Below are 25,552 nucleotides of genomic sequence, written 5' to 3' on the forward strand. Positions count from 1 at the left end.
GAAAACTCTCAGGGTCGATGTGACTTAAAAACGGGATATTCTAGCCAATTGTGGAAGGAATAAACAGGGTTGCCTTGGCTTGTGCGGCTCATGCAGTCAATTTCTGGGGCAGTTTTCCCCACCTCGGTAGAAAATATCGCCCGCAGACTCATTTTTAGGTTCAGTTTCGGCCGCTCGGGTCGTTAAAGAGTTTGTAGTGTTGTGCTCTTTTAGGGAAAAACCCGCTCCTCACCTCAATAAGAAGAACCTATGATGAAAAACCTATCACTCAAGCAGAAGATACTGTTGTCAGTAGTGATCGCCCTTTCGCTGGTGATTTCGCTGCTCTCCTGGCAGAGCTATAGCAGCCAGAAGAATCTGTTGTTGCAAGGCAGCCAAGAGCAGCTGCAGCGGCTGGGTACCCAGCAGGCTGCCAGCGTCAGTGACTGGCTCTCGGCCCGTCGCGACGTCATCCAGGCGCTCGGCAACAAGGCCAGCTCCGAACCCCTCCATGCCTTGCAACAGGCACAAGTCTCCGGCCGTTTCCAGCTCACCTATTTCGGTGAGAGCAGCGGCAAGATGCACGACTCCGATCCCTCCATCAACCGTGATGGCTACAACCCGCGCTCTCGCGGCTGGTATCAGGAGGCGATGGGCAAAGGTGGCATGATTGTCACCAAGCCCTATCTCGACGTGGCCTACAACATCATGGTGGTGACCCTGGCCCAGCCGGTTTCTGGTGGGGTGATCGGTGGTGACCTCTCCATCGCTTCTCTGGTGGAAGACGTGACCAAGATGCAACTGCCTGCCGACGGTTTCGCCATCATGATGCACAAGGATGGCACCATCATCGCCTACAAGGATGCCGCCAAGGCGATGAAACCGGCCAGCGAGATCGACAATGATCTGACCAATGCGCTGATTGAGCAGAGCAAGTCGAGCAAGGAACTGGTGCCGGCCTACTTCGACAGCGAAGGGCGCGACAAGCTGCTGTGGTCGGTCGATATCCCCGATACCGACTGGGAACTGGTCATGGTGCTGGACAAGGCCGCGCTGGAAGCGCCGCTCTCCTCCCTGCTGATGACCCAGCTCGGGATGGCGTTGCTGGTGCTGGTGGGCAGTATCCTCACCATCTCCTGGCTGGTCAGCATGCTGCTTGGCCCGCTCACCAAGGTCTCCCAGGCACTGGCCCGGATTGCCGACGGTAACGGCGATCTGACCCAGCGCATCAAGATCGACGCCAACGACGAAGTGGGCCAGCTGGCCAACAGCTTCAACCGTTTCGTCGGCAGCCAGCATCAGCTGATCGGCAATATCCGCAAGCTGGCCAACGAGTTGAACGCTGATGCCGAGCGCAGTCTGGTGACCAACCAGGCCGCGGTGGACGAGCTGCAGCGTCAGCAGCAGGAGGTGACCATGGTCGCCACGGCGGTGACCGAGATGGCGAGCGCCACCATGGAGATCGCCGGCAACGCCGAGAACACCGCTGCCGCTGCCCAGCAATCTGCCCAGAGCAGTGAACAGGGCAAGATGCTGGTCAACAAGACCCGTCAGTCCATCAATGGTCTGGCCGACGAGGTGGGGCAGGCGACCGAGGTGATCGGCGAGCTGAGCCGCCACGCGCAGGCCATCACCAGCATCCTCTCCACCATTCAGGGGATTGCCGAGCAGACTAACCTGCTGGCGCTGAACGCGGCCATCGAAGCGGCCCGCGCCGGTGAGCAGGGCCGTGGTTTTGCGGTGGTCGCTGACGAGGTGCGGGTGCTGTCACGCCGTACCCAGGACTCCACCCAGCAGATCCAGTCCACCATCGAGACCCTGCAGCAGACCACCGCCCGTGCGGTGAGCCTGATGCAGACCAGTCAGGGGCTGGCGGACAACAGTGTGCAGGATGCCGATCAGGCCGTGCGCGCGCTGGAAGAGATCACCAGCGCCATCTCCCTCATCTCCGACATGGCGGGTCAGATCGCCACCGCCGCCGAGGAGCAGACCCAGGTGACCGGCGAGATCACCCAGAACACCACCGCCATCAAGGATGTGAGTGACGAGATCACCGCCGCCGCCATGCGCGATCTGGATCAGGCCCATAGCCTCAAAGGGCGTGCCACTGACCTGAACAAGCAGGTGTCGACCTTTATCCTGTAAGGTGCACGTTTCGGCCTGTTTCGGCTGACATAAACAAGCCCCGCCCTCTGTCGAGTGCGGGGCTTTTTGTTGTTCGGAGGAGTGCGGGGCATGGGGGGGTGAGCTCCGTCTGGTTTGCACGCCGGTCAACTTGGTACCGGATAAGTGATGCCGCCTTGCCAACCTCGGCTGGCGGGAAGAGCGCACAAGCAAAGAGCCCACCGAAAGGTGGGCTCTGATCATATACGTCTGACGGAAAGGGAATTACAGGAACGGCATCGCCATAAACAGCTTGATCACCATGGCGTTGATGATGTCGATAAAGAAGGCGCCCACCATGGGCACCACCAGAAACGCCAGGTGGGAAGGACCGAAGCGCTGGGTGATGGCCTGCATGTTGGCGATGGCGGTGGGGGTGGCCCCGAGGCCAAAGCCGCAGTGGCCCGCCGCCAGCACGGCCGCATCGTAGTTGCTGCCCATGACCCGGAAGGTGACGAAGATGGCGTAGAGCGCCATCGCCACGGTCTGGGCGGCCAGCAGGATGAAGATGGGCAGGGCCAGACTGGCCAGATCCCACAATTTCAGGCTCATCAGCGCCATGGCGAGGAACAGCGACAGGCTGACGTTGCCCAGCAGCGATACTTCGCGATCGCTTACCTCATGCCAGTTGAAGAGGGTGAGCAGGTTGCGCAGCAGCACGCCGACAAACAGCACGCAGACGAAGATGGGTAGCTCGAAGGCGCCCCCTTTGAGAGAGGCCGAGAGCAGCTCGCCACCCTTGAGGCTGATGGCGATCAGTGCCAGCGTCTCAATCAGGCTGAAGGTGGTGAGGGGGCGTTCCATATCGGGCATTTCGAAGCCCTTGGGGGCCTCATCCTGGTTGTGCTCCTCACCGGGCACCTGCACTTTCTTCACCAGATAGCGAGCCACCGGGCCGCCGATCAGGCCGCCCAGCACCAGACCGAAGGTGGCACAGGCGATGGCCAGCTCCGCCGCGGATTGCACCCCGTACTTCTCGGAGAAGGTGGCACTCCAGGCCGCACCGGTGCCGTGGCCGCCGGAGAGGGTGATGGAACCAGCCAGCAGCCCCATGTGGGGATCCAGACCGAGCAGGGTCGCCAGACCGACGCCCAGACTGTTCTGCACCAGCAGCAGACCGGTGACCACCATCAGGAAGGTAACCACCGCCTTGCCGCCGCGTTTCAGGCTGGCGAGATCGGCAGAGAGGCCGATGGAGGCGAAGAAGGCCAGCATCAGCGGGGTTTGCAGGCTGGTATCAAATTGCAGCTCCATCTGCAGGGTGGAGCGCAGCAGCAGCAGTACCAGCGCGACCACCAGACCACCGGCAACCGGTTTGGGGATGTTGAAGGTGCGCAGTAACCCGACGCGGGTGACCAGCAGACGACCAAGCAGCAGCACCAGGGTGGCTGCGACAAGAGTGGCGTAGGAATCAAGTTGTAACATTCAGTACTCCCATGTTGATTGGCTGTGCCTTCGTTGTGAAGGCTCACAGATTCAGCCGGGATGAAAATCAAGTGTGGCTCATGTGCCAACAAAGAAGGGGAGTGCGCTCCCCGCCCCATGAAAATAGGGCCTAAGCGGGCCTGAAATATTCAGGCATCCAGATGAGATTTAAGTAAAATCCGGCGGATTGTAGCAAAAAGCATCGTTTAATTCCATCTTTGTCGTATTAATGCTCGTTTTAGTGGTTTATTGTGAAATTTAACACCATTGAGGTATAGGGTAGAAAAGCGCGAAGAAGGGTGCATGGAACGGCTGTCATTTGGGGCGTCAGTCTCTATAATTCGCCGGTTTCCGCTGTACACAGAGGAGATGGCGGGAGCTGACCGTGTGGTTCACCCCGGCATCGCCCATGACCCCGCGGTTTTCACTTCATCAAGAGGAGAGGGTGTGAAGAAGTCTATCTACATCGCCTACACAGGCGGCACCATTGGGATGCAGCGTTCCGACCACGGTTATGTGCCGATGGCGGGCTTTATGGAAGACTGTCTGGCGCGGATGCCCGAGTTCCACCGCCCCGAGATGCCGGATTACCATATCCACGAATATGCCCCCCTCATCGACTCCTCCGACATGACCCCGGCGGACTGGCAGCGCATCGCCGAGGACATTCGCGACAACTACGACAAGTACGACGGCTTTGTGATCCTGCACGGCACCGACACCATGTCGTTCACCGCCTCGGCGCTCTCCTTCATGCTGGAAGATCTGCACAAGCCGGTCATCATCACCGGTTCCCAGATCCCGCTCGCCGAGCTGCGCTCCGACGGTCAGCAGAACCTGCTCAACGCCCTCTATATTGCGGCCAACTACCCGATCCACGAGGTGACGCTGTTCTTCAACAACCAGCTCTATCGCGGCAACCGTAGCAAGAAGGTGCACGCCGATGGCTTCCACGCCTTCGATTCCCCCAACTATCCGCCGCTGCTTAATGCCGGGATCGCCATCTCGCTGGAAGCGGGTGAGCTGGGCGTGCCGTCCGAGCGGCCGCTGGTGTTGCATGACATCACCCCCCAGCCGATCGGCGTGGTGACCCTCTATCCGGGCATCTCCAGCGAGGTGATCGCCAACATCCTGCAACAGCCGGTGAAGGCGCTGATCCTGCTGTCGTTCGGGGTGGGCAATGCGCCGCAGAACCCCGCCATGCTGGCGCTGCTCTCCGAGGCCTCGGCCCGTGGCGTCATCATCGTCAACCTGAGCCAGTGTCTGCACGGCAAGGTCAATATGGGGGGCTACGCCACCGGCAACGCCCTGTCGCGGGCCGGGGTGATCTCGGGCTTTGACATGACCGCCGAAGCGGCGCTCACCAAGCTGCACTTCCTGCTGAGTCAGGAGTTGCCTTCCCACCGCATTCGCGAGTTGATGCAGCAGTCCCTGCGCGGGGAGCTGACGCCCTGAGCGTTGCGGCCCTCACCCTAACCCTCTCCCAGCGGGAGAGGGGATAGATCGAGGTGCTGTTGGCAGCGCGAGGCTTGCCATGAAGATCGCCAGCAGGTGGCACGCTTACTGTCCGCAGGGTGAGAGCCTGCTCCCTTCTCCCCTGGCGGGAGAAGGGCTGGGGATGAGGGGGATGAGTCACCCTGCATAGATAGGAAAAAAGAGGGGAGCCATCATGGCTCCCCTCTTTGCTATTTATCGCACTATGTATCAGTATCGCACAATAGCTGTTCGATTGGCCGCCGCGAGACGGGATGGTGAGTGGTCTCAGTGGTTGAGATTGACCCGCACTATCTCCTCTTCAACCGGCTGAGGTTCATCACGAAACAGCCGCTTGAGCTCGCTCTTGCTCTTCATCACGATCTCGCCGTCGCGACCGATGTTCATATGCTCGGGATTGTCGAGGTGCATCGCCTGCCAGGCCATCACAGCCTGCAGTGAAGTGGCCTTCTGCTCGTCGGTGAGGGGCTTGCCATCGGGCCACTTGCCCAGCTCGACGGCGGTCTTGAGCCGCTCGTACACCTCTTGTGGCATCTGCCTGATTGCTTGCAAAAACTCACCCTGTTGAAACGACATCCGGCCTTCTCCTTGAACTATTGAGCCATAAACTTCGGGGTCAGCCCGGCAGATCCTGGCGGGCTATGCAGGCAGATCCTGGCGGACTACGCCAGCCATCTGCTCCATCACCCGCACTACCTGACAACTGTACCCGAACTCGTTGTCATACCATACGTAGAGCACGCAGTGATCCCCCTCGGCGATGGTTGCCTGGGAGTCGACGATGCCCGCATAACGGGAACCCACCATGTCGGAGGAGACCAGTTCGGTGCTGGCGCTGAAGTCGATCTGGCGATGGAGGGCCGAGCTTAACGCCATCTGTTGCAGATAGGCGTTGAGGCTCTCCCGATCGGTGGCCTGCTCCAGCGACAGGTTGATGATGGCGAGCGACACGTTGGGGGTCGGCACCCGGATGGCGTTGCCGGTCAGCTTGCCCTTGAGCTCTGGCAGCGCCTTGGCCACCGCCTTGGCGGCGCCGGTGCTGGTCATCACCATGTTGAGGGCGGCGCTGCGGCCGCGCCGCTCGCCCTTGTGATAGTTGTCGATCAGGTTCTGATCGTTGGTGTAGGAGTGAACCGTCTCCACGTGGCCGTGGCGGATGCCGTACCGCTCCTGCATCACCTTGAGCACCGGGGTGATGGCGTTGGTGGTGCAGGAGGCGGCGGAGATGATCTTGTCATCCGGCCCGATGACCTCGTGGTTGACCCCGAACACCACGTTCTTCATCTCCCCCTTGCCGGGGGCGGTCAGCAGCACCTTGCCGGCACCACGCGCTTTCAGGTGCTCGGAGAGGCCAGCTTCATCGCGCCAGACCCCGGTGTTGTCGACGATCAGCGCATCGTGAATGCCGTAGGCGGTGTAGTCGATGTCGGCCGGGCTATTGGCGTAGATCACCTGAATAAAGGTGCCGTTGGCGATGATGGCGCTGCGCTCCACATCCACTTCGATGGAGCCGTTGAAGGGGCCGTGCACCGAGTCGCGGCGCAGCAGGCTGGCGCGTTTTTCCAGATCCCCGTCGCGACCGCCACGGACCACGATGGCGCGCAGGCGCAGCGGGTTGGCTGCGCCGGTGCGCTCGATCAGCAGCCGGGCCAGCAGGCGGCCGATACGGCCAAAACCGTAGAGCACCACGTCGGTGGCTTGTGGCATCTGGCTGCGGCCAAGAGCTGGTGCCAGTCTCGCTTGCAGGTAATCCTCGATCCCCGCCTCATCCTGATGATCCTGCCAGTAGCCGACCGCCAGCTTGCCAAGGTCTACCTCGGCGGCAGTGGGTTTGAGGGCCACGATGGCCTGGAGCAGGGGGAAGCTTTGCTGGATGGGGAGGGGAGCGCCCTGGTGGCGGCGGACGACCCGGTGGGCCTTGAGGATATCGATGGTGGAGGCGTTTTGCAGCGGGCGGCCGTAGAGGGTGATCTCGACCCCTTGTTGTCGGTAGAGGCGACCAATCAAGGGCTGCATGGCTTCGGCGAGCTCCTGGCTCTCCTGCCACGCTTGCAAGTAGTGCTCGTGGGTCATTGACCAGATCCTTTATTTCACGTTGTTGGTGTAAATAGAAAATTCGTCGAATGCAGATCAGTGTAGGGGTGTATATTTCGTTATATTATTCTGCAATCGCGGCCTTATATGGCGCGCGCATTGTAATGGATATGTAACCGGTTTGCTAGCCGGAGGTGGCCGTCAGAAGCGCCAATTGTTACCAGTCCGCGTTACCAACAAGATGTGAACCATGGCCAATTTCCCCCTGCGACAGACCCTCATCATGCTTTCAGTCGGCCTTGCCGTGGCTGGTTGCAATGACGATCGGATCCACAATATCTGCAGCAACCATGCCGAGCTCTGTCAGGATCTGGTGGACGATGGCTGGTGTCGCTATGAGCGTACCGATGTGATCCGCAGCCGCTTCTATCTCAAGGAGGAGGGGACGGATCGGCGCAAGTACGAGCTGATGCGCAACCTTGAGCGCTATCTCAAGTGTGCCGAGCACTCCACCAACATCGAGTACAAGCGGGCTCGTGAGCAGAAGAGCCCGCGGGTTGAAGGGATGCTGGCGGCAGGGGATCAGCTGCTCCAGCTCGATGCCGCGACCCGCAATTCGCAAGATCCCTATCTGCTACTGTGGCACTGGACCAACAACACTAACGAGCTGGCCCGCCAGCAATTCTTGGCGCTGGAAGGCACCAGGGCGATGGATGAACCTGAGCTGCAGCTGGCGCTTGGTGGTATCTACGCCAACAGTGACCCCGAAAAGGCTATTGCCACCCTGCAGCGTGGTCTCTCCCTCTATCAGGAGGGGGACACGGTCAACAGCCGCATGCTCACCTCCCTCAGCACCCTCTATATGGGCCAGAAGCAGTATGGGCTGGCCTATCTGTGGGGCAAAGTAAGCGAGTCGTTTCAGGATGCGCCAGGGGTCTCTGCCAAGCGTTTTGGCATTTACCACACCCTGAGCAAGCCCGAGCAGGATGGCTACGATGTGCGGGCTGCCGAGATCGTCGAGCAGCTCAAACATGGCAACTACCGGCCCTGAGGCAGTGATGACGACACTCTCCCCGGCCAGCTGCTGGCCCAATCTTTTCGATCTCTCTTTCGTTCATGGTGACGTGATCACCGATGGCCGTACCCTGGAGCGGCTCACGGTGCGCGCTGTGGTGCTGCGGGGCGACGAGCTGCTGCTGGTCCACTCCCGGGTCAACGGCGATCTGATGTTCCCCGGCGGCGGCATTGAAGCGGGGGAGAGCCACCATGTGGCGCTGGCCCGCGAGCTGCTGGAGGAGTGCGGCGCCGAGCTGCGGGAAGTGGGGGCCCTGCTTGGCGAGACCCGCGAATATCGCGCCGCCCGCGAGCCGGGGTTCGATGCCTACTGCATCCGATCGCTCTACTACTTGTGCCGGATTGGTGAGCAGCTGGTGGCACCGCAGCCGCAGCCTTACGAGATCCGCCTTGGCTTCGTGCCCGGCTGGTTTGCGCTCGATGAGGCGTTGCAGACCAACAAGACCCAGCTGGCGGGGCCCTGCCCCCAGTGGACGGCGCGGGAGACCCGGGTGCTGGCCCAGTTGCAGCGCTGGCATCAGCAGGGGTGCTTCGAGGAGGCGTGACAAGGAGGTGCGACAAGGGGGGCTATGTCCCCCTTGTCGATCATGGCGGGGATTGTCCCCTGTCTCACTCCGCGTGTAGCGGGCAGGCTCATGGCTCAAATTGTTGCAAATAAATCGGTTGGTTTTTTTTAACTGTTGCGCTGATGAGACAATTTGCTCTGTCAGAGCGTTCGGCTTGCTGGCCATGATAGCCAGCAGGCCGCGCCCGATCTGTGGCCGTGTCGGCTCATATCGATGCATGAGGTGCGGACGTTAGCGGCCCTGATATCGCAGCATCAGCCATCAAACATGAGCCATAAAAAAGAGCGCCAAAAGGCGCTCTTTTTTTTACTGCGATGGGAGAAGGTTACTTGACCTCTCTCTCGTGCGAGGTTATTTGACCTCTTCGCCCTTGGCTTGCAGATCCGCATGGTAGGAGGATCGCACGAAGGGGCCGCAGGCGGCGTGGGTAAAGCCCAGCTCCATGGCGACCTCTTTCAGCTCGTCGAACTCTGCAGGCGGCACGTAGCGCTTCACCGGCAGGTGGTGGCGGCTCGGCTGCAGATACTGGCCCAGGGTCAGCATGTTGACGCCGTGGGCGCGCAGATCCTTGAGCACCTCGACGATCTCTTCGTTGGTCTCGCCAAGGCCCATCATGACACCGGATTTGGTCGGCACGTGGGGGTGCATTTCCTTGATGCGGCGCAGCAGCTCCAGCGACCACTTGTAGTCGGCACCCGGGCGGGCGACGCGATACATGCGCGGGGCGGTTTCCAGGTTGTGGTTGAAGACGTCCGGCGGGGTCTCGCGGAACACCTCCAGCGCTTGCTCCATCCGGCCACGGAAGTCCGGGGTCAGGATCTCGATGCGGGTCTGCGGGCTGTGCTCGCGGATCTCGCGGATGCAGTCGGCGAAGTGCTGGGCACCGCCGTCGCGCAGATCGTCGCGGTCCACCGAGGTGATCACCACATACTTGAGGTTCATCTCCTTGATGGTCAGCGCCAGCTTCTTCGGCTCTTCCGGATCGAGTGCCAGCGGGCGGCCGTGGGCCACGTCGCAGAAGGGGCAGCGACGGGTGCAGATGGCGCCCATGATCATGAAGGTGGCGGTGCCGTGGTTGAAGCACTCCGCCAGGTTGGGGCAGGAGGCCTCTTCACAGACCGAGTGCAGCTTGTTTTTGCGCAAGGTGCTCTTGATGTGTTCGATCTTCTGGCTGGAGGGGGGCAGCTTGATCCGCATCCAGTCCGGCTTGCGAAGGAGTTCTTCGTTGGGATCCGGCATGAATTTCACCGGGATCAGGGCCATCTTGTCGCCATCGCGCAGCTTGACGCCCGGCTCCATACGAACGGGTTTGCTCATGATTCACTCTCGGTGTTTGTTATTGTTTGGTAGCCAATCAGGCGGGCCAGTTCGGCCACCAGAATGGATTGCGCCTCGGCCACGCTCTGCGGGCCGCCCAGGGCGCTGGTCTGGGTCATGGCCATGCCCGCATAGCCGCACGGATTAATGTGCAGGAAGGGGGTCATGTCCATGTTGATGTTGAGGGCCAGCCCGTGGAACGAGCACCCCTTGCGGATGCGCAGACCCAGCGAGGCCAGTTTTGCCTCCATGCCAAGGTCATTTTTCACATAGACCCCGGGGGCATCGGCCTTGGCATAGGCCTGGATATCGCTTTTGGCGAGGGTGTTGATGATGGCTGTCTCCAGCGCGGTCACCAGCTCGCGAACCGAGAATTTGCAGCGGCGGACATCCACCAGGACGTAGAGCACCAGCTGGCCCGGGCCGTGATAGGTCACCTGACCACCGCGATCGCTCTGCACCACCGGGATATTGCCCGGATTGAGCAGGTGTTCGGCCTTGCCGGCCTGACCCTGGGTGTAGACGGGGTCGTGTTCGACCACCCAGAACTCGTCCGGGGTGTCGCCGGTGCGGTTGTCGGTGAAGGCTTTCATGGCGTCCCATACCGGCTGGTAGGGGCGGCGACCCAGCTGCCTGACGATCAGGCTGGACTGGGCGGGGATCTGGGATGACATGGTGTCCTCGCGGCGTGCTGCGGCCAAAAACAGTCGCCCCGCAGAACGGGGCGAGAGAGAAATTACAGTACGTATTTCACCAGCTCGATCTTGCCAAGGGCGTGGTACATCGCTTCGATGTGCTCCTTGCTCTGGGCCGTCACGGTCACGCGGACCGAGTGGTAGTTGCCCTTGGAGCTGGGCTGGACAGTCGGGCTGTAGGTGCCGGGGGCGTGCTGCTGCAGCACTTCAACCACCATTTCCGGCAGGGCCGGGTCGGCAACGCCGAGCACCTTGAACGGGAATTTGCAGGGAAACTCCAGCAGTTCATCAAACTTGGTATTCATTTACTCACCTTTTGCGTCATCAACGGGATGACTTCATCTTGGATGGCTAGTGGCCGATGGCCCGTGGAGGCCGCCATTTCAAGTCTATATGGGCACGGCTCATAGCTATATGGGCGCTGCCCGGACCGGGATCAAGGCCAGGATCGGTCAGACAAGGATGGAAGTGCTGCTTTTTACCACAAATCAGGGTAAGGCGGAACCTGCAGTTTACAGGGTTATTCACTACCTTTGCCCGTCACAGACAGCAGCGGCGCCTGTTGGCGCCGCTGTTTGGTGAGGATTGTGCGTTGGATTACTTGAACCAGCTGGTGACCAGCAGTACCAGGTAGTCCCACAGACGGCTCATCAAGCCACCTTCCTGCACCTCTTCCAGGGCGACCAGCGGCACCTGTTTGATCTCTTTGTCGCCCTGCTTCAGGAACACGGTACCGACCCGTTGACCCTTGGCCAGCGGCGCCTTCAGCTCGCTGTCGAGCTGGAAGTCCGCTTTCAGGTTGTTGCCCTGACCACGGGTGACCAGCACGGAGACATCTTTGTCGACGCCCAGTTTCACTTCAGACTTGTCGCCCATCCAGATCTTCTGGGTGACCAGTACGGTGCCCGCCTTGTAGGGGGTCAGGCTCTGGAAGAAGCGGAAGCCGTAGGTGAGCAGCTTTTTGCTCTCGGCGGCACGGGAACCCTCGCTGCTGGCACCCAGTACCACGGCGATCAGGCGCATGCCTTCGTTATTGGTCGCTGAGGAGACCAGGTTATAGCCGACCTGGCTGACGTGACCGGTCTTGATGCCATCCACTTGCAGGGATTGATCCCACAGCAGACGGTTACGGTTGTGCTGGGTGATGCCGTTGAACACGAAGGATTTCTGGGAGTAGATCTTGTACTCCTCCGGCAGGTCGCGGATCAGCGCCTGACCCAGACGGGCCATATCGTGAGCGGTACTGTAGTGACCTTCCGCATCCAGACCGTGCGGGTTCATGAAGTGGCTGTCGTTCATGCCGAGCTTGGCGGCCCAGCTGTTCATCAGACCGGCGAAGGAGTCGGTGCTGCCCGCCAGGAATTCGGCCATAGCGACGCAGGCGTCGTTGCCGGACTGGATGATGATGCCCTTGTTCAGGTCATCGACGGAGACCTGCTTGCCCACCTCGATAAACATCTTGGAGGAGTCGGAGTAGTTCTTGGACCAGGCGTTCTGGCTGATGGTCACCATGTCGGTGCGCTTGATGTTCCCCTTCAGCAGCTCCTGGCCGATGATGTAGGAGGTCATCATCTTGGTCAGACTGGCGGGCGGCAGGCGCTCTTCGGCGTTCTGCTCGGCCAGCACCTGACCGGAGTAGTAGTCGATCAGAATATGGGCCTTGGCGGAGATCTCCGGCGCGGCGGGTACCACCACGGGCATGGCGTTCGGGGTCGGTGTCGGGACCGGCGTATTGGCCTGGGCGGTAACGCTGACCAGCGAGGCCAGAAGAACTGAACGGGCAAATTTGGACATCTTGAAATTCCTGCGAGCCAGATGGGGATAAAATGCGGGCCTAACTATACCAGATGCGTCCGCAGGTCATAGCCTGACGTGGCGATCATGACTGGATTTTTATCCATCAGCCCCTGCCTACACGCCACAAAACGACGTGATGGCAGGGGCTGAACAGTTGGTCACGCCCGTGTGCGAAGCGGGGATCAGGGGACGATAAAGGCCTGTTCCAGCCCGCCCTGACGTACTTTTTCCAGCACACTAGCCTGCTGGTCGGCGGCCACCGGGCCAATCAGCACCCGGAAAATGGCGCCATGGGCATCGACACGGTAGGGCACGCCGTAGCGCTGGGTCATCACCTTGCCCATCGCCTCGGCCCGCTCACGGGAGCCGCTGGCCAGCACCTGGATCATCTTGCCATCGCCACTGCTGGCTGGTGCCGCTGCTTGGGCAGGGGCCGGTTTTGCAACCGTGGCGGCAGCTGCCTTGGCCGGTGCCGGTTTGGCAGCGGGCGCCTTGACGGGGGCGGGCTCGGCGGCGGGGGTAGCCATCGCCAGTGCGGTCGGTTCACCCAAGAAGCCATCTGGTGACAGGGTGTTGGGCGCAGCAGCAGCCGGGGTGGTCGGGGTCATCTCGATGGGCTTCATCGGCTCCATGATCACCATCTGATCCGGGGTGTCGTTGATCAGCTCCAGCCGTACCCGCGCTTCACCGCTATCGACCATCTCCAGCTGTTTGGCGGCGGCGTAGGAGAGATCGATGAGGTGGGGGCTGTTGAACGGACCGCGATCGTTCACCCGCACTATGGTCTCCAGCCCGTTGTCCAGATTGGTGACCCGCACATAGCTCGGGATGGGCAGGTTACGGTGGGCGGCGCTGAACAGCTTGCTGTCCAGCACATCGCCGTTGGCGGTCTTCTGGCCGTCCAGATCCTGCGACAGCCAGCTGGCGGTGCCCTCTTCGCTGTAGTGTTTGATGTCACGCCACACTTCGTTCTTCTGCTTGCCGATCCAGTAGTCCCGGTTGCCGCTGGCACTCAGGGGCTCGGGGCGCGGAATGGCGCCGGTGGCTTGCGGGATCTCGATAACGGGCGGTTTGCTGGCGGGTGGCAGCTCGACGGGGGCGGTCTGTTCCGGCTGACTGCTACAGGCGGCCAGCAACAAGCTCAGGCTGAGCGGGAGGAGTTTGTGACGAAGATGCATACGCTTCCTGAATGGCTTGGCTAAGTTGATACACCGCCATCGCATAGAGTGGGCTGCGATTGTAACGGGTGATCACGTAAAAGTTATGCCGTGCGACCCAGTATTCCGGTCCATCGGCTTGGGCAAACGCCAGTAACTTGACCGGCGTCTGTGGGGCCAGCGGCGTGGCGAGCTCAATCCCTGCCGCCGCCAGTTCTGACCACTGTTGTGTGAGCTCGGGCTCAGCCCTGAGCAAGGGTTCGACTGCCATCAGCCCGATCTGGGCCGGTTCCACCACGGATTCGCCCCAGTGCCACTGGTGGCTGGCAAAATAGTTGGCCACGCTGCCGATGGCATCGACCGGGTTGGCAAACAGATCCCGCTTGCCATCCCCGTCAAAATCGACGGCGTAGTGGCGATAGCTGGAGGGCATGAACTGCCCCATCCCCATGGCACCGGCATAGGAGCCCTTGAGGCGATCCAGCGACCACCCCTCTTCCCTCGCCAGCAACACCAGCTGGGCAAACTCCTTGGCAAAGAAGTCGCTGCGCTCGGGGTAGTGAAACCCCAGGGTGTAGAGGCTATCGAGCACCGGATGGCGGCCCATCTGGCGGCCATAGAAGGTCTCGACCCCGATGATGGCCACGATGAGCGAGGCGGGCACCCGATAGGTTTGCTCCGCGCGGGCCAGCGTCGCCGCATGTTGCTGCCAGAACTGCTGCCCGTCACGGATGCGATCCGGGGTAACAAACAGTGGCCGGTAGCGATGCCAGGGTTTGGCTTCCCACGGCTTGCTGATGGTGTCGAGCACCTCCTGCCGTAGCTGGGCGCGGGCGACGGCCGCCTGCAACTCAGCCAGCGGCACCTGCTGCTGTTCGGCGAGCAGGGCCAGCCTCTCCGGCGCCACGGCGGCGGTGGCCACCGTTGTGGCGAGAGAGAGCAGCAATCCAACCCGTCTCATCAGGCGAGTAGTCTTCTATGAGTCTGGATGGACATCAGGATACCGAATCCGGCCATCAGGGTCACCATGGAGGTGCCGCCATAACTCACCAGCGGCAGGGGCACCCCTACCACAGGCAGAATGCCGCTCACCATGCCCATGTTGACGAACACATAGACGAAGAAGGTGAGGGTGATGGCGCCCCCCAGCAGTCGTTCGAAGCTGCTCTGGGCCTGCATCGAGATAAACAGGCAGCGGCTGATGACGTAGAGGTAGAGCACCAGCAACAGGGCAACCCCCACCAGACCGAACTCCTCGCTGAATACCGCGAAGATGAAGTCGGTGTGGCGCTCGGGCAGAAACTCCAGCTGGGACTGGGTCCCTTGCAGCCACCCCTTGCCAAAGACGCCGCCGGAGCCGATAGCAATCTTGGACTGGATGATGTGATAGCCGCGGCCGAGCGGGTCTTTTTCCGGGTCAATCAGCATCATGACCCGCTGGCGCTGGTAGTCGTGCATCAGGAAGAACCAGAGCACCGGCATAAAGGCCGCGAGCAGCAGTACTGCCAGTCCGATCAGCCACCAGCTGAGCCCCGCCAGGAAGATGACGAAGAAGCCTGAGGCCGCCACAAGAATGGAGGTGCCAAGGTCGGGCTGGGCGGCGATCAGCAGGGTGGGCAACAGCACCATCACCAGCGCGATCACCACGTGGCTGAGTTTGGGGGGTAGCGAGTGACGGCTGAGCCAGGCGGCCACCATGATGGGCATGGAGAGCTTCATCACTTCGGAGGGCTGGAACTTCATAAAGCCGAGATCGAGCCAGCGCTGGGCCCCCTTGCCGATATGGCCGAACACGTCCACCGCGATGAGCAGCAGTACCACCCCGACAAACAGCGGCACCGACCAGCGGGCGTAGAGGGAGGGGGGGAGCTGGGCCATGCCGATCATCAGGGCAAAGGCGAGACCGCCGCGCACCAGCTGGCGCACGATGGAGTCGATATCCTGACCCGAGGCGGAGTAGAGCACCACCATGGAGAGGGCAACGACGGCCAGCAGCCCCAGCAGCAGGGGCAAGTCGATATGCAGCTTGTACCAGATGCTCTGCTGGCGGGCTGAATTACTCATGGGGGGCGACCTCACTCGGTAGAGACGGCTTTTCCGGTGCCGGTGGCAGTTGCGGATCGGGTGGCAGCAGATAGGCATCCATCATGGCGCGGGCCACCGGGGCGGCATTTTTACTGCCGCCGCCAGCGTTCTCCAGCACCAGAGCCACCACTGCCTTGGGGGCGTCAAAGGGCGCAAAGGCGACGAACAGCGCGTTGTCGCGGTGCTCCACCTTCATGGTCTTGGCGTTGTAGACCTGGTTCTCCTTCATGCCCACGACCTGCGCCGTCCCTGATTTGCCGCCGGAGGCATAGGGGGTATTGGCAAAGGCGTGGCGACCGCTCCCTTCCTTGCCCTGGTTTACCCGCCACATCCCCTCTTTGGCCACTTGCCAATAGCTGTCACTCTTGGTCTTGAGGGCGATATTGGGGTTGATGGGGGCGTTGATCACACCATCCAGCGAGGCGGTGCTCTTGAGCAGGTGCGGCGTCACATCATGGCCGTTCTGGGTCAGGATGCTGATCGCCTTGGCCAGCTGGATCGGGGTGACACTCCAGTAGCCCTGACCGATACCGATGGAGATGGTGTCCCCCTGATACCAGGGCTGACGCCAGCGGGCCATCTTCCAGTCGCGGGATGGCATGACCCCTTTGGTCTCTTCGTAGAGGTCGACGCCACTGTACTGACCGAAGCCGAACTTGGTCATGTAGCTGTGGATCTTGTCGATGCCGACCCGATAGGCGAGATCGTAGAAGTAGGTATCTGCCGACACCTCGATGGCGCGGTAGACGTCGAGCCAGCCATGACCCCACTTGCGCCAGTCGCGGAACTTCTTGGTGGTGCCGGGAATGGAGAAGCTCGGGCCGCCGAAGTAGCGATAGCTGGGGGTGATGGCCCCCTCGTTGAGCCCCATCACCGACATCATGGGTTTGACGGTGGAGGCGGGGGCATAGATCCCCTGAGTGGTACGGTTCACCAGCGGCCGCGCCGGATCGTTGAGCAGCGCCGAGTAGTTGGCGCCGGAAATACCGGTCACGAACAGGTTGGGGTCGTAGCTCGGGCTCGACTCCATGGCGATGATGGCGCCGGTTTTCGGGTTCATCATCACGATGGCGCCCCGCTGTCCTGCCAGCAGTTGCTGGGCTTTGAGCTGCATCCGGATGTCGATATTGAGGTAGATATCCTTGCCCGGTATGGGGGGCTGGAATTTCAGGGTACGCACCACGCGGCCGCGGTTGTTCACCTCGACCTCCTGATAACCGGCGACCCCGTGCAGCTGATCCTCGTAATACTTCTCCACCCCCTGCTTGCCGATATCCTTGGTGGCGGCGTAGTTGGCGAGCTTCTCCTCTTTATCGAGGCGCTCCACGTCACGGGTGTTGATCTTGGCCACATAGCCCAGCGCATGGGTGAGGGTGTCACCAAACGGGTAGTAGCGCTTGAGGTAGGCCTCGATGCTGGCCCCCGGGTAGTTGTGCTGGTTGACCGAGAAGAGGGCCACTTGATATTCGGTCAGCTTCTCGTAGAGGGCGACCGGCTTGAAGCGACGCTGGCGCTTCACTTCGGCCAGAAACTTCTCCTTGGTGCCTTCCGGCAGACCCAGCAGGGTGATCAGCTGGTCGGCGGTTTTTTCGAGATCTTTGGTCTCTTCCGGCACGATTTCCAGACTGTAGACCGGGCGGTTTTCCGCCAGCAGCACGCCGTTGGCGTCATAGATGAGACCCCGTGGCGGCGCCACCGGTACCACGCGGATGCGGTTGGAGTTGGAGCGAGTCTGGTAGGTGTCGTAGGACTCGACCTGCAGATAGTAGAGATTGCCCAGCAGCACCAGCATCAGCACGACGATGCCGATGTAGGCTACCAGGGTGCGCCGGAAGAACAGATTGCCCTCGGCACTGTGATCGCGCATTTCGATGCGTTGTTTCAGCATGCCTTTACCTCAAGACCCTTGGGGGCAATAACAGCAGGAACTGCATTGTTCACTCTCTGTGATACGGGTGAAGATGAGAGGTGAGACTCCAGAGACGCATGGCTCACTCTCTATGATACGGATGATTGGTGGTGATGCTCCAGGCCCGATAGAGGCTCTCGGCCACCAGTACCCGCACCAGCGGGTGGGGCAGGGTGAGCGGTGACAGTGACCAGCTCTGCTCGGCGGCGGCCTTGCACTCGGGGGACAAGCCTTCCGGCCCGCCCACCAGCAGGGCAACGTCGCGGCCATCGAGTTTCCACGCTTCCAGCTGGGTCGCCAGCTGCTCCGTGGTCCAGGGCTTGCCCGGAATATCGAGGGTGACGATGCGCGATCGCCCCGCGGCTGCCAGCATGGCTTCCCCTTCCTTCTGCAGGATGCGGGGAATGTCGGCATTTTTGCCCCGTTTGCCAGCGCCGATCTCGACGAGTTCAAACGGCATGTCTTTGGGGAAGCGGCGACGATACTCTTCGAAGCCATGCTCTACCCAGGCGGGCATCTTGGTGCCCACCGCAATCAACTGGATCTTCATGGTCGTTACACTTGTGCTCTTATTGCGTATTCACTTGAGCGGCACCGCTCCACAGCTTTTCCAGTTGGTAGAAGTCACGATGTTCATCCTGCATCACATGCACGATCACCGAGCCCATATCTACCAGCACCCATTCACCGCTCAGTTGCCCTTCCACGCTCAGCAGATCCAGACCCGCGTGGCGGGCCTCGCTGGCCAGATGGTGGGCAATGGCGCTGACGTGACGACTGGAGTTGCCGGAACAGACGATCATGGTGTCAGTAATGCTGGATTTGCCGCGTACATCGAGGGTGATGATGTCGCGACCTTTCATGTCATCGATCTTGTCGATGATAAAGGCATGCAGTTCTTGGCCTTGCAATGAGTCTCTCCTCTGTTCCGGCGCGCAGCGTTTGCGTCAGGGCGGCGGATTATATCATGGTCACTCCCGTTTCCCATCGGGCGGGGCGGGATTACGACAGGGGCTAGCGGCGGTTGGCGCGGTAGAGCCTCTGTTGATCAATATAGTGCGCCACCGACTCGGGCAAGAGGTAGCGGGTATCTTGCCCCGCATCCAGCAGGGCCCGCAGCCGGGTGGCAGACAGTTCGATGGGCTGGTTGTCCGCCAGCCAGATATGACCGGCCAGACGCTGGTGCAGCGAGCTGGCATCGCGGGTGTGATGGCGCGCCAGCAGTTGCGCTACTTCGGCCGGATAATCCGGTTGCCAGCCCGGCCGCACGCTCACCACCAGATGGGCATAGTCGAGTAGCTCCTGCCAGCGGTGCCAGCTTGGCAGGCTCAGCAGGGAATCCATCCCCATCAGAAAACAGAGCGGCGTATCGGGCAGTTCATGACGCAGCTCGATAAGGGTATCGATGGTGTAAGAGGGTTTGTCCCGTCGCAGCTCCCGCTCATCCACCACAAAGTTCCGGTTCTCCGCCGCCGCCAGTTTGACCATGGCGAGGCGCTGTTCGCTCGAGCAGAACGGATTGGCGCGGTGGGGCGGGATATGGTTCGGGATCAGCCGCATCTCGGCCAGCCCGAGGGCATCGCGTGCCTCGATGGCCGGGCGCAGATGGCCGATATGGATGGGATCGAAGGTGCCGCCAAGCAAACCGACAGGTGCCTTCAGCTGGTTGGCAGGAGCCTTCAGCAGACTGATTGCAGCCTTCAGCACGGGCTGCTCTCCATCACCAGCGGCAGCGGGGTGCCATCACGAAAGCCGAGGGCAATGGTCTGCAACATCAGCCAGGCCTGTTCGGTATCGAAGCGGCGCTGGGCGTCGTCCAGCTGTGCCATCAGCTGCCACAGTTGCTGCAACTTGGCAAACGGCAGTCGGGTCAGCGCCTGCTGAATGAGCTGCTGGCGGCTCTGCCAGATGCGCAGGCGGCTGAAGTGCTCTCCCAGCGGCTGGCCGTTGCGCATGGCCAGCGACAGCTCGGTCAGCTGCTCCAGCTCGCGGCAAAGGGTCCAGGCCAGCATCCCCGGCTCGGTGCCTTCGGCCCGCAGGGCGGCCAGAATGCGCTGGGCCCGGTTCACCTTGCCCTCCAGCAGGGTATCGACCAGCTGGAACGGGGTGAAGTGGGCGTGGCGGATAATGGTCTCTTGCAGATAGGTGACGCTGATGGGCTGGGGCGGCGAGAGCAGGGTCAGCTTCTCGATCTCCTGACTGGCGGCCAGCAGGTTGCCCTCATAGGAGTGGCACATGAAGTTGATGGCATCCGGCAGCGCCTTGAGGCCGAAGCGCTGAAAACGGGCACTCATCCAGCGCGGGAAGAACTTGGGCTCCGGATGGTTGACCGGCACATAGGTGCCGATCTGGTAGAGCTTGTCGAACCAGGCTGCCTTCATCTGGGTCTGGTTGAGGCGACCGCCACTCAGCACCAGCAGCAGGTCGGGATGGAGCTGTTTGCCAATTTCGCTGATGCGGGCGGCCAGATCCTTGTCCACTTTGGCGGGCAGCTCCAGCTCGATGATCTGGCGGGCGGAGAAGAGGCTCATCGCCTGACAGGCATCGTAGACCTGATTCCAGTCCAGACCCTGTTCCACCACGAAGGTGTGGCGCTCATCGAAACCCTGCTTGCGGGCGACCTGGCGGATGGCATCGATGGCCTCCAGTCGCAACAGGGGCTCGTCGCCAAAAACGAGATAGCAGGGCCGAAGCCCTGCTTTGAGGTGGTCACCAAATTGCTCAGGGTAAATCCGCATCAGAAGCTTGCCTGACTGAAATGAAGGCGCACAAGCGTAGCTGCATGCTTTGGCTGCTTGAACTGCGATTTGTCACTAAATAGCTCAGGGTAAATCCGCATCAGAAGCTGACCTGACTCAACTGCCGGATCACCTGATTGGCCGCCTGCTCCTGCATTTCGCGGTTGAGCTGCTCCTGCTCACGGGAGGAGGCGAGCGCTGCATCCGGCTTGTTGAGGAAGCTGCGGTTGAAGTTGATGGGGAAGACCTGAGTCGGCTTGCCCGGCACCGAGATGGTGAACTGGGTACCAAAGCCCAGCACATACTCGGTATCGACCCCTTGGGCGTTGACCGAGGCGACCTGACTGGTGCTGCCTATGCCACCCAGAGTGAGCACCGGAATGCCCTCCTTGTCGGCCAGGGTCACGCCAGAGGCCTTCAGGCGGGTGGTAACCATCCGGTAGAAGTCGCTCTTGTTGTCGCCCACGACCTTCATGGTCATCAGCTCGCTCGGAATGCCGTTGCCGCGCATGTGAAAGCCGCAGCCTTGCAGCAGCAGACCAGCCAGCACGATGGCCATCCAGCGGGTGAAGATGGTGCCCATAGAAAATCCTCTTTGCATTAAGGGAAAGCGGCGGGCGCAGGGCCCGCCGTTATCATCCGTTTGCTGTCACAGATTGGCAATGATCAGTTGGCAACCGATCAGTTAGCGACAATGTTGAGCTGTCATGGGCCGGTACGTCGTTACCCATGAGTGGCCACACAGTCAGCCAAGGTCGCCAAATGATATGACATCAGTTGGCAGCCAATCAGTTAGCGACAATATTGAGCAGCTTGCCCGGTACATAGATCACCTTGCGCACGGTCAGACCGTCGGTGAACTTCTGGACGGAGGCATCGGCCATCGCCAGCTTCTCGACATCAGCCTGGCTGATCTCGGCCGGTACGGTCAGTTTGCCGCGCATCTTGCCGTTGATCTGCACCACCACCAGCTTCTCGGTCTCGACCATGGCCGCTTCGTCGGCCACCGGCCATGCAGCGTGATCCACGTCGTCGCCCTTGCCCAGCATCTTCCACAGCTCGAAGCCGATGTGCGGGGTGATGGGGTAGAGCATGACCACTACCGCTTCCAGCGCTTCCTGCATCAGGGCGCGGTCCTGCTCGTCGCTGCCCAGCTTGGCCAGATTGTTCATCAGCTCCATGATGGCGGCGATAGCAGTGTTGAAGGTTTGACGGCGACCCACGTCATCGCTCACCTTGGCGATGGTTTTGTGCAGTTCACGGCGGACCGCTTTCTGCTCGTTGGAGAGGGCAGCCAGATCCAGCGCGGCAACGGTGCCACCGGAGACGTGCTCGAAGGTGGTGCGCCACAGGCGACGCAGGAAGCGCTGGGCGCCCTCTACGCCGGAGTCGGACCACTCCAGGGTCATCTCGGCCGGAGAGGCGAACATCATGAACAGACGGACGGTATCGGCGCCGTAACGCTCGACCATCAGCTGCGGATCGATGCCGTTGTTCTTGGACTTGGACATCTTGGTCATGCCGGAGTGGAGCACTTCACGGCCTTCGTTGTCGATGGCCTTGGTGATACGACCCTTCTCGTCACGCTCAACCTTGACGTCGGTCGGGCTGACCCAGACGTTGCCGCCCTTCTCGTCTTTGTAGTAGAAGGCGTCGGCCAGCACCATGCCCTGGCAGAGCAGGCGCTTGAACGGCTCGTCGCTGTTGACCAGACCGGCATCACGCAGCAGCTTGTGGAAGAAGCGGGCGTAGAGCAGGTGCATACAGGCGTGTTCGATACCGCCGATGTACTGATCCACCGGCAGCCAGTGGTTGGCTGCAGCCGGGTCCAGCATGCCCTTGTCGTAGTCCGGTGAGCAGTAGCGCGCGTAGTACCAGGAGGACTCCATGAAGGTGTCGAAGGTATCGGTCTCGCGGAACGCTTCCTGACCGTTGTAAGTGGTCTTGGCCCACTCGGCGTCAGCCTTGATCGGGCTCTGGATGCCGTCCATCACCACATCTTCCGGCAGCAGTACCGGCAGTTGATCTTCCGGAGTCGGGACTACGGTGCCGTCAGCCAGCGTCAGCATCGGGATGGGGGCACCCCAGTAACGCTGACGGGAGACGCCCCAGTCACGCAGACGGAAGTTGACGGTACGCTTGCCGTGGCCGAGGGCTTCCAGCTTGTTGGCGATGGCGTCAAAAGCGCCCTGGAAGTCGAGACCGTCGAACTCGCCGGAGTTGAACAGCACGCCCTTCTCGGTGTAAGCGGCTTCGCTCACGTCAGGGGCTTCGCCATCGGCCTGCTTGATGACAGCCTTGATCTCGAGGCCATATTTGGTGGCGAATTCGAAGTCACGCTGGTCGTGGCCCGGAACCGCCATCACGGCGCCGGTACCGTAGTTCATCAGCACGAAGTTGGCGACCCAGACCGGTACCTTGCGGCCATCCAGCGGGTGAATGGCATAGAGGCCGGTGGCCATGCCCTTCTTCTCCATGGTGGCCAGTTCCGCTTCGGCTACTTTGGTGTTCTTGCACTCTTCGATAAAGGCGGCCAGTTCCGGATTGCTGGCAGCTGCCTGCAGCGCCAGCGGGTGACCGGCGGCGATACCGACATAGGTCACGCCCATGAAGGTGTCCGGACGGGTGGTGTAGACCTCCAGTTGCTCAGCCTGACCCTCGATGGCGAAGCTGATGTTGACCCCTTCGGAGCGGCCAATCCAGTTGCGCTGCATGGTCTTGACCATCTCTGGCCAGCCTTCCAGATTGTCGATGTCGTTCAGCAGCTCTTCGGCGTAGTCGGTGATCTTGATGAACCACTGGGGGATCTCTTTCTGCTCCACCGGGGTGTCACAGCGCCAGCAGCAGTTGTCGACAACCTGCTCGTTGGCCAGTACGGTCATGTCGTTCGGGCACCAGTTGACGGAGGAGGTCTTTTTGTAGACCAGACCCTTCTCGTAGAGCTTGGTGAAGAACCACTGTTCCCAGCGGTAGTAATCCGGTTTGCAGGTGGCCAGCTCGCGATCCCAGTCATAACCCAGACCCAGCATCTTCAGCTGGTTCTTCATGTATTCGATGTTTTCGTAGGTCCAGGGCGCGGGCGCGGTATTGTTTTTGATCGCGGCGTTCTCGGCTGGCAGACCGAAGGCATCCCAACCTATGGGTTGCAGCACGTTCTTGCCATTGAGGCGTTGATAACGGGAGATCACATCACCTATGGTGTAGTTACGAACGTGCCCCATGTGTAGTCGACCAGACGGATAGGGGAACATGGACAGGCAGTAGAACTTCTCCTTGTCTACTTTCTCCACGGCCTTGAAGGTTTTCTTGGCATCCCAGTGCTTCTGCACTGCTGGTTCGATTGATTGGGGAACGTATTGCTCTTGCATTGGTGACATCCGGATCTGTGAAATGAATAGATAAATCAGCTGGGAAATCGCAATAGAATACCCATATCCTGCGGCGGCAACAACCGCCAGCGTCCCTTGGGCCTTAAGCCGGGCCAGATCAGGGTTTAGTAGAGGAGTAACAGCCATGGACAAACGTCAAAAAGGGTACGAAGCCTTCATTGCCGAGCTGCAAAAACAGTGGCAAGAGACTGAAGAGTTCCAGGGGGAGCGCCTCAACCGGATGATCGCCAAGGTGCAGGCCTATCTGGAGGCCGCCAGCGACCTCACTCAGGACGAGCTGGCCCTGATCGCCGAATATGTGAAGCGGGATTTGGGCAACTATGACGAGGGGCGCCATGACGATAGCGAGCAGATTGAAGAGTCTGCTTTCATGCTGGCCCTCAAAGACACCGCCTGGTCCTGGCTGGCGGATGTGACCGACCGCGCCCAGGTGGAGTGGCGGGAGCTGGCCGACGAGCTCGAGCACAAGGGCGTCTATGAGGCGGGCGACTGGGTGGGGCTCGGGGTCATGGTGTGTGACCAGTGTGGCTGGCGCCATACCGTGCTGCATCCCCAACAGCTCGATACCTGCCCCGAATGCGGCTGCGCCGAGTATCACCGCGAGCCGCTCTCGCCTTGAGTCATGCCATCAATGCGGACGAGATAACGAGCAAAAAGGCGCCATCAGGCGCCTTTTTCTTACTTGCCGGTCTCACCGGGGCGTTTACTTGCCCGCGACGGAGAGACCGCCAAAACGGATAAGCGGGGCGTAGAAGCCCTTGCCGTCGTTGTGGTGCAAGGTGTCACCGACCGCTTCCAGCTCGCCCAGCAGGCGGTAGAAGTTGCCCGCCACCGTGATGCCGCGTACCGGCTGGAGCCGCACGCCATCGCGACAGAGGAATCCTGACGCGCCAAAGGAGAAGTCGCCGCTTACCGCATCGGCACCTGAGTGCAGACCGTCCAGCTTGACCAGCTCCAGATAATCGCCGCTCTGCACTTCTGCTTCGCAGTGCGGGCCCGCGCCAAACACCAGATGGCGAGCGGTCACATCGAGAGCGCTGCGAGCACCGCGGGCGGCCGAGCCGTTGCTGGCGACGCCAAAGTGGCGGGCGGTGGCGCTGTTGTGGAGCAGGGTTTTCAGCTCGCCGTCGCCAATCAGCAGCAGATCCGAGGTAGCAGCCCCCTCGCCATCAAATGCCTTGATGTTCATGCCGCCCGGCATATAGACCCGGCTCTCCAGAGTGAGCCAGCGGGAGGCGACGCTCTGCCCCACCTTCTCCCGCCAGGGGTTGATCCCCTGCTGGGCCCACTTGCCCGACAGTACCCCCTGAAAGCAGCCAAACAGGCTGGCGAAGCAGTTGGTGCTGAAGATGACGCTGTAGCGACCGCTTGATACCGCCTCGCCCGGCAGCAGGTCGCTGGCGACGGCATAGATTTGTGCGATGAGTCTCTGGCTATCCAGTTCGTCGAAGCGACGGCCATACTGCCCCTGCGAGTGCATCGACTGGCGGCCATCCCGCTCCACCAGCGCCGAGGTGTAGCAGCCGACGCTGAACTCGCCGTGCTGGCAGAGGGTACCCTGACTGTTGGCGAGCCAGAGCTGGCTCTCCCCTTCGAAGAAGCTGTTGTAGGGGGCGCCGCTCACATCGGGCATCGCCAGCATGTCAGACTCCAGGCGCAGGGCCAGGGCGATCTTCTCCTCTACCGGTGTGGTATCGGGCTGGTTGATCTCGGCGCAATCTGTGGTGAGC

23 protein-coding genes are annotated in these 25,552 nt (G+C 61.0%); 5 read left to right on the forward strand and 18 right to left on the reverse strand.

Annotation, left to right across the window (positions count from 1 at the left end; all coding sequences use genetic code 11):
* Positions 1-252: 252 nt before the first annotated feature.
* Positions 253-2,124 carry a methyl-accepting chemotaxis protein gene (locus LD28_RS0101940; protein ID WP_033135345.1) on the forward strand — a complete coding sequence of 624 codons (1,872 nt, stop codon included), beginning with the start codon at positions 253-255 and terminating at the stop codon, positions 2,122-2,124.
* 243 nt (positions 2,125-2,367) lie between these two features.
* On the opposite strand, the gene gltS is transcribed toward LD28_RS0101940, so the two are convergent.
* Positions 2,368-3,567 (reverse strand): sodium/glutamate symporter, encoded by a 1,200-nt coding sequence (gene gltS, locus LD28_RS0101945; RefSeq protein WP_033135346.1) that lies wholly within the window; start codon positions 3,565-3,567, stop codon positions 2,368-2,370.
* Positions 3,568-4,014: 447 nt separating this feature from the next.
* Here gltS and ansA point away from each other — a divergent pair, with 447 nt between their 5' ends.
* Positions 4,015-5,022: an asparaginase gene (gene ansA, locus LD28_RS0101950; RefSeq protein WP_033135347.1), complete on the forward strand. Its 1,008-nt coding sequence runs from the start codon at positions 4,015-4,017 to the stop codon at positions 5,020-5,022.
* 306 nt (positions 5,023-5,328) lie between these two features.
* Here ansA and LD28_RS0101955 read toward each other — a convergent pair whose 3' ends face one another.
* Both LD28_RS0101955 and LD28_RS0101960 read right to left on the reverse strand, forming a co-directional pair.
* Positions 5,329-5,637, reverse strand: coding sequence for a YeaC family protein (locus LD28_RS0101955; protein ID WP_033135348.1), 309 nt, complete (start codon positions 5,635-5,637; stop codon positions 5,329-5,331).
* Between the two features lie 63 nt (positions 5,638-5,700).
* The gene (locus tag LD28_RS0101960) at positions 5,701-7,134 is read right to left on the reverse strand and encodes a glyceraldehyde-3-phosphate dehydrogenase (RefSeq protein ID WP_033135349.1); all 1,434 of its coding nucleotides are present in this window, start codon (positions 7,132-7,134) and stop codon (positions 5,701-5,703) included.
* 211 nt (positions 7,135-7,345) lie between these two features.
* Between LD28_RS0101960 and LD28_RS0101965 the strand changes: the two genes are divergently transcribed.
* Together LD28_RS0101965 and LD28_RS0101970 are read left to right on the forward strand one after the other, a co-directional pair.
* Positions 7,346-8,146 (forward strand): DUF2989 domain-containing protein, encoded by an 801-nt coding sequence (locus LD28_RS0101965; protein WP_033135350.1) that lies wholly within the window; start codon positions 7,346-7,348, stop codon positions 8,144-8,146.
* 7 nt (positions 8,147-8,153) lie between these two features.
* The gene (locus tag LD28_RS0101970; protein WP_033135351.1) at positions 8,154-8,714 is read left to right on the forward strand and encodes an NUDIX domain-containing protein; all 561 of its coding nucleotides are present in this window, start codon (positions 8,154-8,156) and stop codon (positions 8,712-8,714) included.
* 372 nt (positions 8,715-9,086) lie between these two features.
* Here the strand turns inward: LD28_RS0101970 and lipA are convergent, their stop codons facing one another.
* The 14 genes from lipA to leuS form a co-directional block, all read right to left on the reverse strand.
* Positions 9,087-10,052, reverse strand: a complete 966-nt coding sequence (lipA, locus tag LD28_RS0101975; protein ID WP_033135352.1) for a lipoyl synthase — start codon at positions 10,050-10,052, stop codon at positions 9,087-9,089.
* Entirely contained in the window at positions 10,049-10,726 is a 678-nt protein-coding gene (lipB, locus tag LD28_RS0101980; RefSeq protein ID WP_033135353.1) for a lipoyl(octanoyl) transferase LipB, read from the reverse strand. Before lipB ends, lipA begins: the two co-directional genes overlap by 4 nt.
* Positions 10,727-10,788: 62 nt before the next feature.
* Positions 10,789-11,052: a DUF493 family protein YbeD gene (gene ybeD, locus LD28_RS0101985; RefSeq protein ID WP_005335178.1), complete on the reverse strand. Its 264-nt coding sequence runs from the start codon at positions 11,050-11,052 to the stop codon at positions 10,789-10,791.
* A 292-nt stretch (positions 11,053-11,344) separates the two neighbouring features.
* Positions 11,345-12,541: a D-alanyl-D-alanine carboxypeptidase family protein gene (locus LD28_RS0101990; protein WP_033135354.1), complete on the reverse strand. Its 1,197-nt coding sequence runs from the start codon at positions 12,539-12,541 to the stop codon at positions 11,345-11,347.
* 185 nt (positions 12,542-12,726) lie between these two features.
* Positions 12,727-13,722: a septal ring lytic transglycosylase RlpA family protein gene (locus tag LD28_RS0101995; RefSeq protein ID WP_033135355.1), complete on the reverse strand. Its 996-nt coding sequence runs from the start codon at positions 13,720-13,722 to the stop codon at positions 12,727-12,729.
* A complete protein-coding gene (gene mltB / locus LD28_RS0102000) occupies positions 13,664-14,662 on the reverse strand; it encodes a lytic murein transglycosylase B (protein WP_033135356.1) in 999 nt (332 codons plus the stop codon). The genes LD28_RS0101995 and mltB overlap by 59 nt, the downstream gene beginning before the upstream one ends.
* Positions 14,662-15,765 (reverse strand): rod shape-determining protein RodA, encoded by a 1,104-nt coding sequence (gene rodA, locus LD28_RS0102005; protein WP_033135357.1) that lies wholly within the window; start codon positions 15,763-15,765, stop codon positions 14,662-14,664. The genes mltB and rodA overlap by 1 nt, the downstream gene beginning before the upstream one ends.
* Positions 15,758-17,674, reverse strand: coding sequence for a penicillin-binding protein 2 (mrdA, locus tag LD28_RS0102010; protein ID WP_033135358.1), 1,917 nt, complete (start codon positions 17,672-17,674; stop codon positions 15,758-15,760). The genes rodA and mrdA overlap by 8 nt, the downstream gene beginning before the upstream one ends.
* 103 nt (positions 17,675-17,777) lie before the next feature.
* Positions 17,778-18,245, reverse strand: coding sequence for a 23S rRNA (pseudouridine(1915)-N(3))-methyltransferase RlmH (rlmH, locus tag LD28_RS0102015; RefSeq protein WP_005335166.1), 468 nt, complete (start codon positions 18,243-18,245; stop codon positions 17,778-17,780).
* Positions 18,246-18,264: 19 nt separating this feature from the next.
* Positions 18,265-18,606: a ribosome silencing factor gene (rsfS, locus tag LD28_RS0102020; protein ID WP_033135359.1), complete on the reverse strand. Its 342-nt coding sequence runs from the start codon at positions 18,604-18,606 to the stop codon at positions 18,265-18,267.
* Positions 18,607-18,709: 103 nt separating this feature from the next.
* Positions 18,710-19,357 (reverse strand): nicotinate-nucleotide adenylyltransferase, encoded by a 648-nt coding sequence (gene nadD / locus LD28_RS0102025; RefSeq protein WP_156120078.1) that lies wholly within the window; start codon positions 19,355-19,357, stop codon positions 18,710-18,712.
* Positions 19,358-19,395: 38 nt separating this feature from the next.
* Positions 19,396-20,433, reverse strand: a complete 1,038-nt coding sequence (gene holA, locus LD28_RS0102030) for a DNA polymerase III subunit delta (RefSeq protein WP_033135360.1) — start codon at positions 20,431-20,433, stop codon at positions 19,396-19,398.
* Positions 20,434-20,533: 100 nt separating this feature from the next.
* Positions 20,534-21,016 (reverse strand): LPS-assembly lipoprotein LptE, encoded by a 483-nt coding sequence (locus LD28_RS0102035; RefSeq protein ID WP_033135361.1) that lies wholly within the window; start codon positions 21,014-21,016, stop codon positions 20,534-20,536.
* 205 nt (positions 21,017-21,221) lie between these two features.
* Complete coding sequence (leuS, locus tag LD28_RS0102040) at positions 21,222-23,801, reverse strand: leucine--tRNA ligase (RefSeq protein ID WP_033135362.1); 2,580 nt, start codon at positions 23,799-23,801, stop codon at positions 21,222-21,224.
* Between the two features lie 145 nt (positions 23,802-23,946).
* Here leuS and LD28_RS0102045 point away from each other — a divergent pair, with 145 nt between their 5' ends.
* Complete coding sequence (locus LD28_RS0102045; protein ID WP_033112708.1) at positions 23,947-24,441, forward strand: zinc ribbon-containing protein; 495 nt, start codon at positions 23,947-23,949, stop codon at positions 24,439-24,441.
* Positions 24,442-24,525: 84 nt separating this feature from the next.
* On the opposite strand, the gene LD28_RS0102050 is transcribed toward LD28_RS0102045, so the two are convergent.
* The coding region (locus LD28_RS0102050) for a TldD/PmbA family protein (protein WP_033135363.1) at positions 24,526-25,552 on the reverse strand (1,027 nt) is incomplete at its 5' end.

Source organism: Aeromonas finlandensis, from assembly GCF_000764645.1.
GTDB lineage: Bacteria > Pseudomonadota > Gammaproteobacteria > Enterobacterales > Aeromonadaceae > Aeromonas > Aeromonas finlandensis.

Excerpts from the sequence above, each read along its gene's own strand:
- mrdA (WP_033135358.1), bottom strand. The coding sequence starts at position 17,674 with ATGCTGAAACAACGCATCGAAATGCGCGATCACAGTGCCGAGGGCAAT.
- LD28_RS0101960 (WP_033135349.1), bottom strand. The coding sequence starts at position 7,134 with ATGACCCACGAGCACTACTTGCAAGCGTGGCAGGAGAGCCAGGAGCTC.
- LD28_RS0101965 (WP_033135350.1), top strand. The coding sequence starts at position 7,346 with ATGGCCAATTTCCCCCTGCGACAGACCCTCATCATGCTTTCAGTCGGC.
- leuS (WP_033135362.1), bottom strand. The coding sequence starts at position 23,801 with ATGCAAGAGCAATACGTTCCCCAATCAATCGAACCAGCAGTGCAGAAG.
- LD28_RS0102035 (WP_033135361.1), bottom strand. The coding sequence starts at position 21,016 with ATGGGCACCATCTTCACCCGCTGGATGGCCATCGTGCTGGCTGGTCTG.
- LD28_RS0101970 (WP_033135351.1), top strand. The coding sequence starts at position 8,154 with ATGACGACACTCTCCCCGGCCAGCTGCTGGCCCAATCTTTTCGATCTC.
- LD28_RS0101995 (WP_033135355.1), bottom strand. The coding sequence starts at position 13,722 with ATGCATCTTCGTCACAAACTCCTCCCGCTCAGCCTGAGCTTGTTGCTG.
- rodA (WP_033135357.1), bottom strand. The coding sequence starts at position 15,765 with ATGAGTAATTCAGCCCGCCAGCAGAGCATCTGGTACAAGCTGCATATC.
- LD28_RS0101955 (WP_033135348.1), bottom strand. The coding sequence starts at position 5,637 with ATGTCGTTTCAACAGGGTGAGTTTTTGCAAGCAATCAGGCAGATGCCA.
- LD28_RS0101990 (WP_033135354.1), bottom strand. The coding sequence starts at position 12,541 with ATGTCCAAATTTGCCCGTTCAGTTCTTCTGGCCTCGCTGGTCAGCGTT.
- gltS (WP_033135346.1), bottom strand. The coding sequence starts at position 3,567 with ATGTTACAACTTGATTCCTACGCCACTCTTGTCGCAGCCACCCTGGTG.
- LD28_RS0101940 (WP_033135345.1), top strand. The coding sequence starts at position 253 with ATGAAAAACCTATCACTCAAGCAGAAGATACTGTTGTCAGTAGTGATC.
- lipA (WP_033135352.1), bottom strand. The coding sequence starts at position 10,052 with ATGAGCAAACCCGTTCGTATGGAGCCGGGCGTCAAGCTGCGCGATGGC.
- holA (WP_033135360.1), bottom strand. The coding sequence starts at position 20,433 with ATGCGGATTTACCCTGAGCAATTTGGTGACCACCTCAAAGCAGGGCTT.
- lipB (WP_033135353.1), bottom strand. The coding sequence starts at position 10,726 with ATGTCATCCCAGATCCCCGCCCAGTCCAGCCTGATCGTCAGGCAGCTG.
- rlmH (WP_005335166.1), bottom strand. The coding sequence starts at position 18,245 with ATGAAGATCCAGTTGATTGCGGTGGGCACCAAGATGCCCGCCTGGGTA.
- ybeD (WP_005335178.1), bottom strand. The coding sequence starts at position 11,052 with ATGAATACCAAGTTTGATGAACTGCTGGAGTTTCCCTGCAAATTCCCG.
- mltB (WP_033135356.1), bottom strand. The coding sequence starts at position 14,662 with ATGAGACGGGTTGGATTGCTGCTCTCTCTCGCCACAACGGTGGCCACC.
- LD28_RS0102045 (WP_033112708.1), top strand. The coding sequence starts at position 23,947 with ATGGACAAACGTCAAAAAGGGTACGAAGCCTTCATTGCCGAGCTGCAA.